Origin of the sequence: [Enterobacter] lignolyticus SCF1 (assembly GCF_000164865.1) — a bacterium.
Lineage (GTDB): Bacteria > Pseudomonadota > Gammaproteobacteria > Enterobacterales > Enterobacteriaceae > Enterobacter_B > Enterobacter_B lignolyticus.
The window spans coordinates 1,338,070-1,353,319 of sequence record NC_014618.1; the positions used below are offsets into that span (position 1 = coordinate 1,338,070).

Below are 15,250 nucleotides of genomic sequence, written 5' to 3' on the forward strand. Positions count from 1 at the left end.
GATTAGTCGGGTTGCTCAAGTGATTTGATGTAGTCGTAAATCGCCAGTTGCGCCCGCACCTTGCGGCGGTTGCCGCGGGGCACATAACGATTACTCAGTTCTTTGTCGACGTAGCGCGCTTTCACCGTATCGCTGAACAGAATGTCGATAATGTCCAGAATACGCTGCTTCAGACGCGGGTCGAGCAGCGGCGTCGCCACTTCGATACGATAATCGATGTTGCGCGTCATCCAGTCTGCCGATGACAGCCAGACGGTTTTCTCGCCGCCGTTCTCAAAAATATAGATCCTGTCGTGCTCAAGGTAGCGGTCAACGATGCTAATGACGTTAATATTTTCGCTGATACCTTCCAGCTGCGGGATCAGCGAGCACATGCCGCGGATCAGCAGGTTGACCGGCACGCCGGAGCTGGAGGCGGCATACAGACGATCCACCAGCCCTTTATCGACGAGGTTGTTCAGCTTCAGCGTAATACCGGACGGCAGCCCGTTTTGCGCGTTGGCGATCTCTTTGTCGATCATCTCATACAGCAGGCGACGGGAGTTCTGCGGCGACACCATCAGGTAGTCGAAATTCACCGGACGATAGGGGTTCTCAATAAAGTTAAACACCCGGCGCACCTCGTTGGTGATACGCGCATCGGCGGTAAGCAGCGAGTAGTCGGTGTAAATACGCGCCGTTTTCTCGTTGAAGTTCCCGGTGCCGATGTGGGCGTAGCGCACCACCTCATCACCCTCTTTACGGGAGATAAGGAACAGCTTGGCGTGAATTTTCAGCCCCGGCGCCGAGAAGATAACGTGGACGCCGGCGGCCGTCAGGCGTTTGGCCCAGTGGATGTTGGCCTCTTCGTCAAAGCGGGCCTGCAGTTCCACCACCACGGTGACTTTCTTGCCGTTATGCGCGGCGTGGATCATCGCGTCGATAATGCGCGAGTCTTTCGCCACGCGGTAGATGTTGATTTTGATCGCCAGCACGCTGGGGTCAAACGAGGCCTGACGCAGCAGCTCCAGCACGTGCTCAAAGGTGTGGTAAGGGTAGTAGAGCAACACATCACGTTCACGAATGGCGTCGAAGCCGTTACGGAACTTGTCGAACCAGAGGTGGCGCAGTCTGGGCAGCGGCTTGTTGACCAGGTTGGCTTTGCCGACGTTCGGGAAGCCGATAAAGTCTTTGAAATTGTGATAGCGTCCGCCCGGAACGATGGAGTCGTAGCGCGAAATGGTCAGCTTTTTACGCAGCATTTCGACCATCGCGTCCGGCATATCGCGCTGATAGACGAAGCGCACCGGCTCGGCGGTCAGGCGCTGTTTCAGGCTCGACGACATCAGCTCCATCAGGCTCGATTCCATCTCGTGCACCAGGTCATATTCGGCGTCACGGGTCATTTTCATCGAGTAGGCGTTGAGCGCGTCGTAGTCAAAAAAGCCTTTAAAGATATCATCCAGGCAGTAGCGCAGAATGTTATCCAGCAAGATCATCGGCTTGCGGCGGCGCGGCGTTTCCGGCGGCAGGTTCACGAAGCGCGGAACCTTGTCGGACGGGATCTCCAGCAGCGCGTAGCTAATCTCTTCGCCGCGGATAATTTCAACCGCCAGATAGGTGTAGTCATCTTTCAGGAACTGCACCAGATCGGTTTCGCGGTTGATAAGAATAGGGGTGATATGCTGGCGCAGGTACTGCTTAAAGTAGTGGCGCAGCCAGCTCTGCTGGTTGACCGACAGCTGCCGCTCGTTGATCAGGAAGATCTGGTTGCGCGCCATTTCCAGCAGCAGCTCGTTATACAGGCTGTCAAACTCCTGGTCGGCCTTCAGCACCCGGGCCTGAATTTTGCCCAATAAATGGCGGGAATGCGCGGTAATGCCCTGTTCTTCGCTGATGATGATACGTCGCTTCAGTTCCGCAAATCGTACCTTATAGAATTCATCAAGGTTATTGGAGTAGATTCCCAAAAATCGCATGCGCTCTATCAACGGGTTGCTTTTATCCGCCGCTTCCTGGAGAACGCGCTCGTTAAAGGACAACCAGCTGAGTTCTTTTTCGATATAAAGCTTATCCTGACCCATGAATCCTCAAACTCCGATTGATTGATGCAGCCACTTCATTATGGCGAGCTTTTTACTCCAATGTCCAACTGTGCCAGATCAGTATGACAATATTCTGTTTACAAAGAAGTGTTTGGGTATCTTTTATTTTCAGACGAGGGAAAGCGCGTTCGCCGCAGGAGGGCGAACGCGGGGAAAAAATTACTCTTCTGCGGCATAGCCCTGGGCGGGCAGCCGGTCACCGTCAAGCCAGGCCTGACCGTTCTTCATCTGCAGGCGGCCGTCGACAAACCAGCTGATGACCAGCGGGTAAATTGCGTGCTCCTGCGCCTGAACGCGGGCGGCGATTTCCGCTTCGTCATCGCCGTCGAAGACCGGGACTTTGGCCTGCAGAATAACCGGGCCGCCGTCCAGTTCGTCGGTGACGAAATGCACCGAGGTACCATGCTCGTCGTCGCCGTTTTCCAGCACCTGGCGGTGGGTATGGAGCCCCGGATATTTGGGCAGCAGGGAAGGGTGGATATTCAGCAGGCGGCCCTGATAGTGCGCGACAAACGCCGGGCTTAAGATACGCATGTAGCCGGCAAGCACCACCACATCCGGCGCGTAGGCGTCGATTTCCTGCACCAACTGCCGGTCGAACGCTTCGCGGCTGGCAAACTGGCTGGCGGAAAGGGTATGGGCCGGGATACCGGCGTCGCGCGCGCGCTCAAGGCCGAACGCGTCGGCCCTGTTGCTGAAGACGGCGCGCAGGGTGCCATTGATTTTTTGTTGGTTGCAGGCGTCAATAACCGCCTGCAGATTACTGCCGTTGCCGGAAATCAGCACCACAATGTTTTTCATTATTCGATGACCACACGCTGTTCGGAATCAGAGGCTTTGATATAGCCAATTTTCCACGCGTTTTCACCTTTTTCATTCAGTAAGTTAATGGCGTTGTCCGCTTCGCTGGCCGGCAGGGCGATGACCATGCCGACGCCGCAGTTGAAGGTACGGTACATTTCATGGCGGCTGACGTTGCCTGCGCTCTGCAGCCAGTTAAAGACCGACGGCCACTGCCAGGAGGACTCGTCAATCACCGCCTGGGTGTTGTCCGGCAGTACGCGTGGAATGTTTTCCCAGAAGCCGCCGCCGGTGAGGTGGGCGATGGCGTGAACGTCGGCCTGCGCAATCAGCTCAAGCACCGACTTCACATAGATGCGGGTCGGCGCCAGCAGGTGGTCGGCCAGCGGTTGGCCGTCGAGCTCGGTCGTCAGCGGGTCGCAGCCGCTCACGTCGATGATTTTACGCACCAGGGAGTAACCGTTGGAGTGCGGGCCGCTGGAGGCCAGGGCCACCAGCACGTCGCCGTCAGCGACTTTTGAACCGTCGATAATCTCTGATTTTTCCACGACGCCGACGCAAAAGCCCGCAACGTCGTAGTCTTCGCCGTGGTACATCCCCGGCATTTCCGCCGTTTCACCGCCCACCAGCGCGCAGCCGGACTGCAGGCAGCCTTCGGCGATGCCGCCGATAACGCTTGCCGCCGTATCAACGTCAAGCTTGCCCGTCGCGTAGTAGTCGAGGAAGAACAGCGGCTCAGCGCCCTGTACGACCAGGTCGTTCACGCACATAGCGACCAGGTCGATGCCGATGGTGTCGTGACGTTTGAGATCCATTGCCAGACGCAGCTTGGTGCCGACGCCGTCAGTGCCGGATACCAGCACCGGCTCGCGATATTTTTGCGGCAGTGCGCACAGGGCGCCGAATCCGCCCAGACCACCCATCACTTCCGGACGGCGGGTTTTCTTCACCACGCCCTTGATGCGATCAACCAGAGCGTTACCCGCGTCAATATCAACACCGGCGTCTTTATAGCTGAGAGAGGTTTTGTCGGTCACTGCAAAGTCTCCACACGTTTGCGTTAGCACGTAAAATCGGCGCCATTCTAACAGTCAAAGCAAACGTTTGCGAGCCTGGGTGGCGGATATCTTTTTTTCTTTTCAATCGGTCAATTTTGAAGCGCTTCACGAAAATGAAACCGGGTACATTCTTCATCTTGCATCATGCTGAATAAGCGGACAATATTTTAATGAAACCGGTTTCTTTAATTGTTTTTGCAGCAAATAACGCAGAATGAGGGAAAAGGCATGTCGGGATTCAAAGAAGGATTTCTGTGGGGCGGCGCGGTGGCGGCGCATCAGCTGGAAGGCGGCTGGCAGGAGGGCGGCAAAGGCGCAAGCGTCGCCGACGTGATGACCGCAGGCGCCCACGGCGTGCCGCGGGAGATTACCGACGGCGTGCTGCCGGGGAAAAACTACCCCAACCATCAGGCCATCGATTTTTATCATCGCTATAAAGACGACATTACGCTGTTTGCGGAAATGGGATTTAAATGCTTTCGCACCTCTATTGCCTGGACGCGTATTTTTCCGCTCGGCGATGAGCGGCAGCCGAACGAGGCCGGGCTGAAATTTTACGACGATCTGTTCGATGAGTGCCTGAAACATGGCATTGAGCCGGTGATTACGCTGTCGCATTTCGAGATGCCGTACCATCTGGTTAAAGAGTACGGCGGCTGGCGCAATCGTCAGGTTATCGACTTCTTTGTGCGCTTTGCGAAAGTGGTGTTCGCGCGCTACCAGCATAAAGTGAAGTACTGGATGACCTTCAACGAAATCAACAACCAGGCGAATTTCCATGAAGATTTCGCGCCGTTTACCAACTCCGGCATTAAGTACCGGCCAGGGGAAGATCGCGAACCGGTGATGTTCCAGGCCGCGCACTACGAGCTGGTGGCGAGCGCGCTGGCGGTGAAGGCGGCGCGGGAGATTAACCCGACGCTGCGGATCGGCTGCATGATAGCGATGTGTCCTATCTACCCGCTGACCTGCGCGCCGGACGATATGATGATGGCGATGAACGCCATGCATCGCCGCTACTGGTTTACCGATGTTCACGTGCGCGGTAAGTACCCGCAGCATCTGCTGAACTACTTTGCGCGCCGCGGCTTTGCGCTGGATATCACTGCAGAAGACCGCGCGGCGCTCGCCCAGGGCTGCGTCGACTACATCGGCTTTAGTTATTACATGTCGTTTGCCACCAAAGCCACAGCCGATAATCCGCAACTGGACTACGATGAATCGAAGAGCCTTGTCACCAACCCGTATGTGAAACAATCGGACTGGGGCTGGCAGATTGACCCGGTGGGCCTGCGCTACTCGCTGAACTGGTTCTGGGACCACTACCAGCTGCCGCTGTTTATTGTGGAAAACGGCTTTGGCGCGATCGACGTGCGGGAAAGCGACGGCAGCGTTAATGACCAGTACCGTATCGACTACCTCAGCGCGCATATCCGCGAAATGAAGAAGGCGGTGGTGGAAGACGGCGTCGAGCTGATGGGCTATACGCCGTGGGGCTGTATCGATCTGGTGTCGGCGGGCACCGGAGAGATGAAAAAGCGCTACGGCTTTATTTATGTCGATAAGGACAACGAAGGGCAGGGGACGCTTGCGCGAAGCCGCAAGAAGTCGTTCTTCTGGTACCAGAAGGTGATTAGCAGCAACGGCGAGACACTATAAACGCCATGATGACCAGACCCCGCCCCGGCGGGGTTTATTTTTGCTTTAATTTAGAGCGAGTAACAAAGCGTTAATCACTTTGCTTGATCCGCATCAATGAGAACAGGTATGGCGTTAACGAAAAAAAGCGGTATAATCCCGCGATTTTTTTTGTGGCTGCCCCTCAGAGGAGAAAGAGAATGAAGATTGTGGAAGTGAAACACCCACTCGTCAAACACAAGCTGGGCCTGATGCGCGAGCACGACATCAGCACCAAACGCTTCCGTGAACTCGCCTCAGAGGTTGGTAGCCTGCTGACGTACGAAGCTACCGCCGATCTCGCTACCGAGAAAGTGACCATCGAAGGCTGGAACGGTCCGGTTGAAGTTGAGCAGATCAAAGGTAAGAAAATCACCGTGGTGCCTATCCTGCGCGCAGGTCTGGGCATGATGGAAGGCGTGCTGGAGCACGTGCCGAGCGCGCGTATCAGCGTCGTGGGTATTTATCGTAACGAAGAGACCCTGGAGCCGGTACCGTACTTCCAGAAACTGGTTTCTAACATCGACGAGCGTATGGCGCTGGTGGTTGACCCGATGCTGGCGACCGGCGGTTCAATGATCGCAACCATCGACCTGCTGAAAAATGCCGGCTGCCATAGCATTAAAGTGCTGGTGCTGGTGGCGGCGCCGGAAGGTCTCGCCGCGCTGGAGAAAGCGCACCCGGACGTAGAGCTCTACACCGCGTCCATCGACAAGGGACTGAACGAGCACGGGTACATCATCCCGGGCCTCGGCGATGCTGGCGACAAGATTTTTGGTACTAAATAAGCGATTCATTAAAAAGAGCCGACTTTGAGAGTCGGCTTTTTTTTGACTAAAACACAACAACAATCGACTGAGGAAATAACTATGACGCGCCGTGCTATCGGGGTTAGTGAAAGACCGCCGCTTTTGCAGACCATCCCGCTTAGTTTGCAGCACCTGTTCGCCATGTTTGGCGCTACCGTGCTGGTGCCTGTGCTTTTTCATATTAACCCGGCCACGGTCCTGCTGTTTAACGGCGTCGGAACGCTGCTGTATCTGTTCATATGCAAAGGTAAAATTCCGGCGTACCTGGGCTCCAGCTTTGCCTTTATTTCTCCGGTCCTGCTGCTGCTGCCGCTGGGCTATGAGGTGGCGCTGGGCGGCTTCATTATGTGCGGCGTGCTGTTCTGCCTGGTCTCTTTTATCGTGAAGAAGGCCGGTACCGGGTGGCTGGATGTGATGTTCCCACCGGCGGCGATGGGCGCCATCGTGGCGGTTATCGGTCTGGAGCTGGCGGGCGTTGCGGCGAACATGGCGGGGCTGCTGCCGGCCGACGGCCAGGCCGCTGACGGTAAAGTAGTCACCGTTTCGCTGGTGACGCTGGCGGTCACCGTCTTTGGCTCGGTGCTGTTCCGCGGCTTTCTGGCGATTATCCCGATCCTTATCGGTGTGCTGGTCGGCTATGCGCTCTCTTTCTCCATGGGCATGGTCGATACCGCGGCTATCGCGCAGGCGCACTGGTTCGCGCTGCCGACCTTCTATACCCCGCGCTTTGAGTGGTTCGCTATCTTCACCATCCTGCCGGCGGCGCTGGTGGTTATCGCCGAACACGTAGGGCACCTGGTGGTCACCGCGAACATCGTGAAAAAAGATCTGATCCGCGACCCGGGCCTGCATCGTTCGATGTTTGCTAACGGTCTCTCCACCGTGATTTCCGGTTTCTTCGGCTCCACGCCGAACACCACCTACGGCGAGAACATCGGCGTCATGGCGATCACCCGCGTGTACAGCACCTGGGTTATCGGCGGCGCGGCGGTGATCGCGATTCTGCTGTCCTGCATCGGCAAGCTGGCGGCGGCTATCCAGATTATCCCGGTACCGGTGATGGGCGGCGTATCGCTGCTGCTGTACGGGGTGATCGGCGCTTCCGGTATCCGCGTGCTGATCGAATCCAAAGTGGACTACAGCAAAGCGCAGAACCTGATCCTGACCTCGGTGATTCTGATCATCGGCGTCAGCGGCGCGAAGGTGCACATCGGCGCGGCGGAGCTTAAGGGGATGGCGCTGGCGACCATCGTCGGGATCTGCCTGAGCCTGATCTTCAAACTGATTAGCGTCCTGCGCCCGGAAGAAGTGGTGCTGGATGCCGAGGACAGCGAGACGCCGTCCCATTGATCCCCTGCCGGGCGGCGCTCCGCCCGGTTCTCTCTTCCGCGCTTTTTGTGTTACACTCTGTGCGTTTTTCGCAAGCCCATGTTGAGGTTACTCTGAACGTACCGGCACAGCTCTCTTTGCCACTCTATCTTCCCGACGACGAGACTTTTACCAGTTTCTGGCCGGGTGATAACCCTTCTCTTCTTGCTGCCCTGCAAACGATGCTGCGTCAGGAGCATAGCGGTTACATCTATTTATGGTCGCGCGAAGGCGCGGGCCGCAGCCATTTGCTGCATGCCGCCTGTGCTGAGCTTTCCCAGCGCGGCGATGCCGTGGGCTATGTGCCGCTGGATAAGCGCACGTGGTTTGTGCCGGAGGTACTGGAAGGGATGGAGCATCTGGCGCTGGTGTGTATCGATAATATCGAATGCATCGCGGGCGACGAGCCCTGGGAGATGGGGATCTTCAACCTCTACAACCGAATCCTCGAATCGGGCAAAACCCGCCTGCTGATTACCGGCGATCGCCCGCCGCGGCAGCTGAAGCTGGGGCTGGCGGATCTCGCCTCGCGTCTCGACTGGGGGCAAATCTACAAGCTGCAGCCGCTTTCCGACGAAGACAAGCTGCAGGCGCTCCAGCTGAGAGCGCGGCTGCGCGGTTTTGAGATGCCGGAAGACGTCTGCCGCTTTCTGCTAAAGCGCCTCGATCGCGAAATGCGTTCTTTATTCCAGACGCTCGATCAGCTCGACAGGGCGTCGATTACCGCCCAGCGCAAGCTGACCATTCCGTTCGTCAAAGAGATTCTGAAGCTGTAGCGGTTCCTCTCCCGAAAGAGAGGAACGCCATCACTGCACGATATCATCAAGCAAATGCTGCATCAGCAGCGGGATCGGCCTGCCCGAGGCCACGCTGCGGCCATGCTCGCGCCACAGCGCCGTGCCGCTGACGTCAAGATGCGCCCACGGGATCTCCGCCGGGCAAAAATGGTGCAGCAGCCAGGCGGCGGAAGCGCTGATGGCGGCGTTGTTGCCCGGCGTGTTGCACAGGTCAGCAATGGCGCTGTCGGTTTGTTTTTTCAGCCGTTTATCCAGCGGCAGCGACCACACCTCATCGCCGCTGGCGATACCTGCCGCGGTCAGGGAGGCGCGTAGCGCCTCATTCTGGGTCATCAGCCCGCTGAGCTCGTAGCCAAGCGCTTTTACCACCGCGCCGGTCAGCGTCGCCAGATCGATAATAAAGCGGGTCTGCGGATGGCGCTTCGCCGCCCAGGCGATGGCGTCCGCCAGCACCAGCCGCCCTTCGGCATCGGTATTGTTGATTTCCACCGTCATGCCGTTGCAGGCGCGGGCCACGCTTCCCGGCTGCATCGCCTCAGGGCCAATGGCGTTTTCCGCCAGCGCCAGCACGCCCATGACCCGCACCGGCAGGGCGAGGCGGGCGATGCTGAGCATCAGCCCGAGCACGTTGGCGGCGCCGCACATGTCGTACTTCATGGTGTACATGCCGGCGCCTTCTTTCAGCCACAGCCCGCCGGTATCAAAAGTAATGCCTTTGCCCACGTAGCTGCGAACCGGGCCGTCCTGTCGCCCGTCGTAGTGGATAGCCAGCAGGCGCGGCGGGCGGGAGGCGCCTTTGCCGACCGCGTGCAGCAGCCCCAGCCCTTGTTCGCCAATGGCGCGCTCGTCCAGCACCTCGCAGCGCAGCTGAGGCCAGCTGGCGCACAGGCGCTGCGCCTCTTCCACCACAAACTGCGGCGTGCACTGTTCGGACGGGATATCCGCCAGCCTGCGGGCGGCGAGCATGCCGTGGGCGATAGCGTGCTGCAGGCGGAAAGTTTCCGTAAGTTCCGCCAGCGCCCGGGGCTGGCAATAGCCGGTGAGCTGCGTCACGCGGGTGGTCGGCGCGGTCTGGCTTTTTAACCCCAGGTCGCTCAGCTGATGGTCGAGGTTGAACAAGAAGCGCAGGGTTTTTGCCAGCACGCTGGCGTTCTCCAGCCGGGTGCAGTCCAGCAGCACCTGCGGGCTAGCCGGAGCGGCAAACAGCGGACGCAGGTGGCCGAGTAGCGTATCGGTGAGCGCATCCTGCCAGGCGGCGACCGGAATCAGCGTGATGCGGGCGAACGGCGCGCAGGCGAACTGCGTATCGGCGATGTCGCCCGCCGCGGCGCGATCCACCATCGCGGCAAGCGCCGGGCAGTCGACCTCCGCCAGCAGCGGGCTGCCGGGCCAGCTAATGAGATGGGCCGGCTGCGGCTGCTCCGCCAGACGGGTAATCAGACGATATTCCATGGCTTATTCCTCAATCGGGGCGCGAATGCGCGCGGCGTAGGCCTGCATCCATTCATCGTCCACCGGGACGTAGTGGGTTTTTTCCCGCAGGCGGTCGGCGCGGAACACGGTCAGCGGCTGCGTTTCGCTCGCCACCACAAAGGAGAAGGTTTTGATATTGGTCGCGGCGCCGAACTCGCCGCGGCGGTTCATGCACACGACCGAGAGATCCCCCGCGCGGCCAAAGCGCGACATCAGCCGGTCTTCCAGCTCGCACACCACCGAATCGGCAGCCTGCTGCGGGCTCATCCCGTCCGCCATGCGGCGCACGATCTCGTAGCTGGTGCAGCCCTTCATCAGGTCTTCGCCAACGCCGGTGGCGGTTGCGGCGCCGACCTCGCTGTCGCAATAGAAGCCGGACCCCATAATGGGCGAGTCGCCGAGACGGCCGCGTTTTTTCATAAACAGCCCGCTGGTGGAGGTTGCCACGCTCATCGAACCGTGGCGGTCAAGGCCGATGATCCCTACCGTGTCGTGACCGTCGTACGGGCTGAGACCTTTATCGAGCGTCTCCCGGCAGCGCTTGCGGTAGTGCTGCATCGCGCGTTCGGTCAGCATGGTCTTCTCGCGAAAACCCTGCTCCAGCGCCCATTCCCGCGCCCCCTGGCCGACCAGCAGGCAGTTATAGCGCTGGCGGCTAAGGGCATGGGCAACCCTGACCGGATTGGCGATATCCACCAGGTTGCCCACTGCGCCGAAGGCGAGGGTGTCGCCGTCCATAAAGGCGGCATCCAGCTCCACGTCGCCATTTTCCGTCGGCAGGCCGCCGAAACCGACGGACTTGTACAACGGGAAGTCTTCAACGGCTGCAACCGCATCGACCACCGACGTCGACGCCGCTTTCCCTGCCGCCAGCGCGGACGCGGATTCGCTAACGCCTTCCAGCGCCATTCGCCAGGTTGCAATAATTCCCCACATCATTTACTCCTGTTTTGCCAGCGTGTTGGTCTCGCTTTGCGTGGCGGTTTCCGCCGTGCGGTACTGCTTGTCGACGATGCGCATAAAGGGCAGATACAGCATCGCGCCAATCAGCAGATTGATGATTTGCATCACGCTACCGGATAAATGGCCGGTAACGATAAAGCCGCTGATGACCGGCGGCAGCGTCCAGGGAATAAATACCCCGGTCGTCACCGCAACGGCGCCCACCTTCATGGCGGCATACTGCACCGTCACCAGCACCAGCGGCACCAGGTTGAACGGGATCAGCATAATCGGGTTCATGATAACCGGCAGGCCGAACAGAATCGGTTCGTTAATGTTGAACAGCGACGCCCCCGCCCCAAGACGCGCCACCTCGCGCATGTTTTTACTGCGGGCGAAAATCAGCATCGCGATGACCAGCGAGAGCGTAGCGCCCGCGCCGCCCATCCAGATCATGTCAAAAAACTGTTCGGTAATAATATGCGGCGGGGTGACGCCAGCCTGAATGGCGGCGATGTTGTCGGTCTGGTTTTCCATCCACAGTGGGCGGATGATGCCGTTGATCATCGAGCCGGAGTTAATGCCGACCGACCACAGAATGGTGATGCTGAACACCGTCATCAGCGCGCCGAAGTAAGAGGTTCCGTAATGGCGCACCGGCGTGGCGACCACTTCGTAAATAAACTGGTGAATGGTGCGGTAATGGGTGTTTTCAAAGGCGATGCGGATAGCCAGCACCAGGATCATCACCAGCAGCGCCGGGATCAGCGCGGCGAAGGATTCCTGCACCGCGGGCGGTACGCCGTCGGGCATTTTGATGACCAGCTTTTTGCGCTTCAGCCAGCAGAACAGCTCCGTCCAGAGCAGCGAGCCTATCATCGACACAAACAGGCCTTTGGTGCCGATCCACTCGACCGGCATGACGGTGATGCCGCCGTTCTCCGCAACCTTAAGAAACGGCGTGAGGATCAGAAAGCAGACCAGCGAGAGGATGCCGCAGGAGACGCGATCATCGCCATAGTGCTCCGCCAGACGGTAGGCCACCAGAAAGCTGATAAACAGCGACATGGTGGAGAACACCGCATTGAACGGGATCTCGACGATCGCGCTCCAGCTGTTACCAAAGGTCTGAGACATAAACTGCTGGTAGCCCTGGTTCGGAAACGAGGAGATGACCAGCAGGATTGACCCGACAATAATAAAGGGCATGAACGAGACGTAGGCGCCGCGAATAGCGCCCAGGTGACGCTGCTGCGCGGTCTTTGCCGCCAGCGGCATCAGTTTGGCTTCAAGAAATCCCAGAACATTGTTCATTGTGAGCTCCGTACGAGATCGGCATGGTTATTGTGTGTTATGTATGCGAATTATTAGTGAAACAGGGTGATTGAAAGGTGAATTCGGTCACAATGTATTATTTGTAGTTACATAAGTCTTATATGATTGGTTTCGTTTAGCGCCGAGGAAATACGATGGAAATAAAGCTGCACGCCAATGCCACCACCACGCCGCGCATTCGACGCTACCTGCAGCAGTCGGATAAAAGCGACCGCGAGCTGGCGCGTGAGCTGGGCATTTCCGTCACGACCGTGCGCCGCTGGCGTAATCGCGAGCAGGTTGCCGACCGCCACACCACGCCGCATGTGGTACACAAAGCGATGAGACAAGAGCAAATCGCGCTGGTGAACGCGCTGCGCGATACGCTGCGCTCGCCGCTGGATGAGCTGCTGTTTCTGGTGACGGAGGGGCTGGGCATTTCGCTCTCGCGGGCCACGCTGAACCGCTATCTGCGACCGGCGCATCAGCGCCCCGGCGATCCCGGGCCGCAGGGGATGAAAGCGCTGAAGGCGGGCAGGGCGGCCGACACGCTGACGCTGCACTACCGGCTGCTGTCGCTGGGCATGGACGACGGCGGCGACCACCATCTGCTGTGGGCGCGGGAGCCGATCAGCGGCTGGTGCTATGCCCGCGTCTATAGCGGTATTTCGCAGGCGCTGGTGCTGAACTGGCTTGGCGAAGCCAGGGCGTGCTGCCCGGCTGCTATTCAATGTATTGAGACAGAGCCTGTGAAATGGTTCGCGATAAGCCCGGAAGGGATAGCGGTTCATCCGCGCGAAGGCGCGTCGCCGACGATCGTTTCACTCAGCGAGCCGTTGCACATGATAATCCCGTCGGCGAGCGAACCCGACGCGCTGGCGCAGCGGCTGTGCCGCCTGTGGAATACCGGGAAGACGCAGAAAAAACTCGGCGAGCGTACGCCGCAGGCCTTTCTTCAGGCGCTGCGGCGCGAGGATTAGAGAATGTCGAGCACCTGCTCAGGCGGGCGGCCGATGCGCGCTTTGCCGCAGCTGACCACGATCGGGCGCTCAATCAGCTTCGGATTTTCGACCATCGCCTGGAGCAGCGCCGCTTCGCTCAGCGCGTCGTCGGCCAGGTTCAGCGCCTGATACAGATCTTCTTTTTTGCGCATCAGCTCGCGCGCGCTGGTCATCCCCAGCATCTTCAGCAGCGACGTCAGGGCGACGGCGTCCGGCGGCGTTTCAAGATACAGCACCACCTCCGGCTCAACGCCCTGGTCCTTCAGCAGGCTCAGGGTTTCGCGGCTCTTGGAGCAGCGCGGGTTGTGGTAAATGGTTACCGCATGACTCATCAGGTGTCCTTACATTTTGGTATAGGGTTTGAACGTTTCCTGCAGCTGGCGCAACTGGTCGATACGCGCGTCGTAGCGGGCCTGCTGCAGGCTGCCCAGCTTCACCTGCGCGCTGGCGCCGCTGAGCAGGGAGATAGCCTGGTCAAGACGGCCGACCAGCGCCATGTTTTCCGCGCGGGCGGCCAGCTCCTGATCGCGGTTGCCGAGCTGTGCTTCGGCCTGCGCCAGCAGCTCCCAGCCGTTGGTGTCGTCTTTATAAGTAAAGGTGTAGCGGTTAAGCAGCGTCGCCGCTTCGGCCGGCTGTCCACCCTGCAGCAGGGCGTTGGCGAGGTTCAGCTGCAGCACCGGGTTGGTGCGCAGCTCGCGCGCGGCCTTCAGCCGGTTAATGGCGTCGCTGTTTTTCTTCTGCCCGAGGTCGATATCGGTGGCAAGGTCAATGTACCAGGGGTTTTGCGGATTGGCGCTCAGCAGCGGCTGCAGCAGCTTGCTGGCTTCCGCGTATTTATCTGCGCCCATGGCCTGCAGCGCGCGGCCATACTGGGCGGCATGCTGCTCGCGGATATTGCCCTTCGACCAGTTATCAAGAAGGTCGCTGGTGAGCTTGTTTTGCCCGTTGTTGTACATGCCGAGAACGCGTGCTTTCGCCATGTAGAAATCTTCAGAGGACTGGACGACCACCGGGCGCATCTGGTTGGCGCGGTTGCGGGCGTCGGCCAGACGGCTTTCCGGTAAGGGGTGCGTCAGCAGCATTTCCGGCGGTCGGGAGGCGTAGCGCGACTGGTCAAGCAGCTTATCCATAAACTGCGGCATGGCCTGAGGATCGAACCCCGAGCGCTGCAGCACCTGGATACCGATGCGATCCGCTTCCTCTTCGTTCTGACGGGTGAAGCTGATCATCCCCTGCTGGGTGCCAGCCAGGGTGCCGGTCAGCGCGGCCATCCCCGCCTGGGGACTCGCCATGGCCAGCAGAATAGACCCCAGCGCGCCCACCCACGTCAGCGGCGCGTTACGCCTCTGGTCTTCCATCGCGCGGGCCAGGTGGCGCTGAGTGACGTGGGAAATTTCGTGCGCCATCACGGAGGCCAGCTGGCTTTCGGTATCGGCAAAGCGGAACAGCGCCGAGTGCAGAACGACGTTACCGCCGAAGAAGGCGAAGGCGTTCAGCTCGTCGTTGTTGATCAGGTAGAAGTGAAAGGGCGTTCGCACCGAGTTGGCGTGAGACACCAGCCGCATACCGAGGCCGTTAATATATTGCACCAGCAGCGGGTCGTTAATCAGCGGGGCGCTGCCGCGAAGCTGACGAACGTAATAATCCCCCATCTGCAACTCCTGGCCGATGGAGAGCGTGCTTCCTGCGGTGGTACCTATGTCCGGCAGCGTATCTGCGGAATCGGCAAAGGCTGGCAGCACCGGGCCCAGCGTCAATGATGCTATGAGTGTCGCCAACAGCGTTTTTCTCAACGGCCTGAACATAACCTCAGTTCCTGTCTGTGGGGTGTGCCAGTTTGACCGACAAAGCGCCTTTGCGTTCCCCTGTCGGCTACCAGCAAAGTTTATCCGCCCGCGGCGGCATTGAAAACAAACATTCCATGAT

The 15,250-nt window shown here is 59.1% G+C and carries 13 protein-coding genes; 5 read left to right on the plus strand and 8 right to left on the minus strand.

Translation table 11 applies throughout. The features are described 5' to 3' along the window. Nucleotides 1–2: 2 nt before the first annotated feature. From ppk1 to purM, 3 genes are all read right to left on the minus strand, one after another. A complete protein-coding gene (ppk1, locus tag ENTCL_RS06320; RefSeq protein ID WP_013365284.1) occupies nt 3–2,063 on the minus strand; it encodes a polyphosphate kinase 1 in 2,061 nt (686 codons plus the stop codon). A gap of 180 nt (nt 2,064–2,243) precedes the next feature. Then, entirely contained in the window at nt 2,244–2,885 is a 642-nt protein-coding gene (purN, locus tag ENTCL_RS06325; RefSeq protein WP_013365285.1) for a phosphoribosylglycinamide formyltransferase, read from the minus strand. Continuing rightward, entirely contained in the window at nt 2,885–3,922 is a 1,038-nt protein-coding gene (gene purM, locus ENTCL_RS06330; RefSeq protein WP_013365286.1) for a phosphoribosylformylglycinamidine cyclo-ligase, read from the minus strand. The genes purN and purM overlap by 1 nt, the downstream gene beginning before the upstream one ends. A gap of 249 nt (nt 3,923–4,171) precedes the next feature. Here purM and ENTCL_RS06335 point away from each other — a divergent pair, with 249 nt between their 5' ends. The 4 genes from ENTCL_RS06335 to ENTCL_RS06350 all read left to right on the plus strand — a co-directional run bounded on the left by ENTCL_RS06335 (nt 4,172) and on the right by ENTCL_RS06350 (nt 8,573). After that, nucleotides 4,172–5,602, plus strand: a complete 1,431-nt coding sequence (locus ENTCL_RS06335; RefSeq protein ID WP_013365287.1) for a 6-phospho-beta-glucosidase — start codon at nt 4,172–4,174, stop codon at nt 5,600–5,602. 179 nt (nt 5,603–5,781) lie between these two features. Next, a complete protein-coding gene (gene upp, locus ENTCL_RS06340) occupies nt 5,782–6,408 on the plus strand; it encodes a uracil phosphoribosyltransferase (protein ID WP_013365288.1) in 627 nt (208 codons plus the stop codon). 81 nt (nt 6,409–6,489) lie between these two features. Then, nucleotides 6,490–7,779, plus strand: coding sequence for a uracil permease (gene uraA, locus ENTCL_RS06345; RefSeq protein WP_013365289.1), 1,290 nt, complete (start codon nt 6,490–6,492; stop codon nt 7,777–7,779). 92 nt (nt 7,780–7,871) lie between these two features. Further along, nucleotides 7,872–8,573 (plus strand): DnaA inactivator Hda, encoded by a 702-nt coding sequence (locus ENTCL_RS06350; protein ID WP_044612075.1) that lies wholly within the window; start codon nt 7,872–7,874, stop codon nt 8,571–8,573. Between the two features lie 30 nt (nt 8,574–8,603). On the opposite strand, the gene ENTCL_RS06355 is transcribed toward ENTCL_RS06350, so the two are convergent. The 3 genes from ENTCL_RS06355 to celB are packed head-to-tail and all read right to left on the minus strand — an operon-like array spanning nt 8,604 to nt 12,323. Continuing rightward, nucleotides 8,604–10,046 carry a leucyl aminopeptidase family protein gene (locus ENTCL_RS06355; RefSeq protein ID WP_013365291.1) on the minus strand — a complete coding sequence of 481 codons (1,443 nt, stop codon included), beginning with the start codon at nt 10,044–10,046 and terminating at the stop codon, nt 8,604–8,606. Between the two features lie 3 nt (nt 10,047–10,049). Next, nucleotides 10,050–11,003 (minus strand): glycosylasparaginase, encoded by a 954-nt coding sequence (locus ENTCL_RS06360; RefSeq protein WP_013365292.1) that lies wholly within the window; start codon nt 11,001–11,003, stop codon nt 10,050–10,052. A gap of 3 nt (nt 11,004–11,006) precedes the next feature. Next, nucleotides 11,007–12,323, minus strand: a complete 1,317-nt coding sequence (gene celB, locus ENTCL_RS06365; RefSeq protein WP_013365293.1) for a PTS cellobiose transporter subunit IIC — start codon at nt 12,321–12,323, stop codon at nt 11,007–11,009. Between the two features lie 155 nt (nt 12,324–12,478). On the opposite strand from celB, the gene ENTCL_RS06370 reads away from it, so the two are divergent. Continuing rightward, nucleotides 12,479–13,303 carry a helix-turn-helix domain-containing protein gene (locus tag ENTCL_RS06370; RefSeq protein ID WP_013365294.1) on the plus strand — a complete coding sequence of 275 codons (825 nt, stop codon included), beginning with the start codon at nt 12,479–12,481 and terminating at the stop codon, nt 13,301–13,303. Here ENTCL_RS06370 and arsC read toward each other — a convergent pair. Together arsC and bepA are read right to left on the minus strand one after the other, a co-directional pair. Beyond that, the gene (gene arsC, locus ENTCL_RS06375) at nt 13,300–13,656 is read right to left on the minus strand and encodes an arsenate reductase (glutaredoxin) (protein WP_013365295.1); all 357 of its coding nucleotides are present in this window, start codon (nt 13,654–13,656) and stop codon (nt 13,300–13,302) included. The genes ENTCL_RS06370 and arsC overlap by 4 nt on opposite strands. 9 nt (nt 13,657–13,665) lie before the next feature. Then, nucleotides 13,666–15,129, minus strand: coding sequence for a beta-barrel assembly-enhancing protease (gene bepA / locus ENTCL_RS06380; RefSeq protein WP_013365296.1), 1,464 nt, complete (start codon nt 15,127–15,129; stop codon nt 13,666–13,668). Nucleotides 15,130–15,250 lie beyond the last annotated feature (121 nt).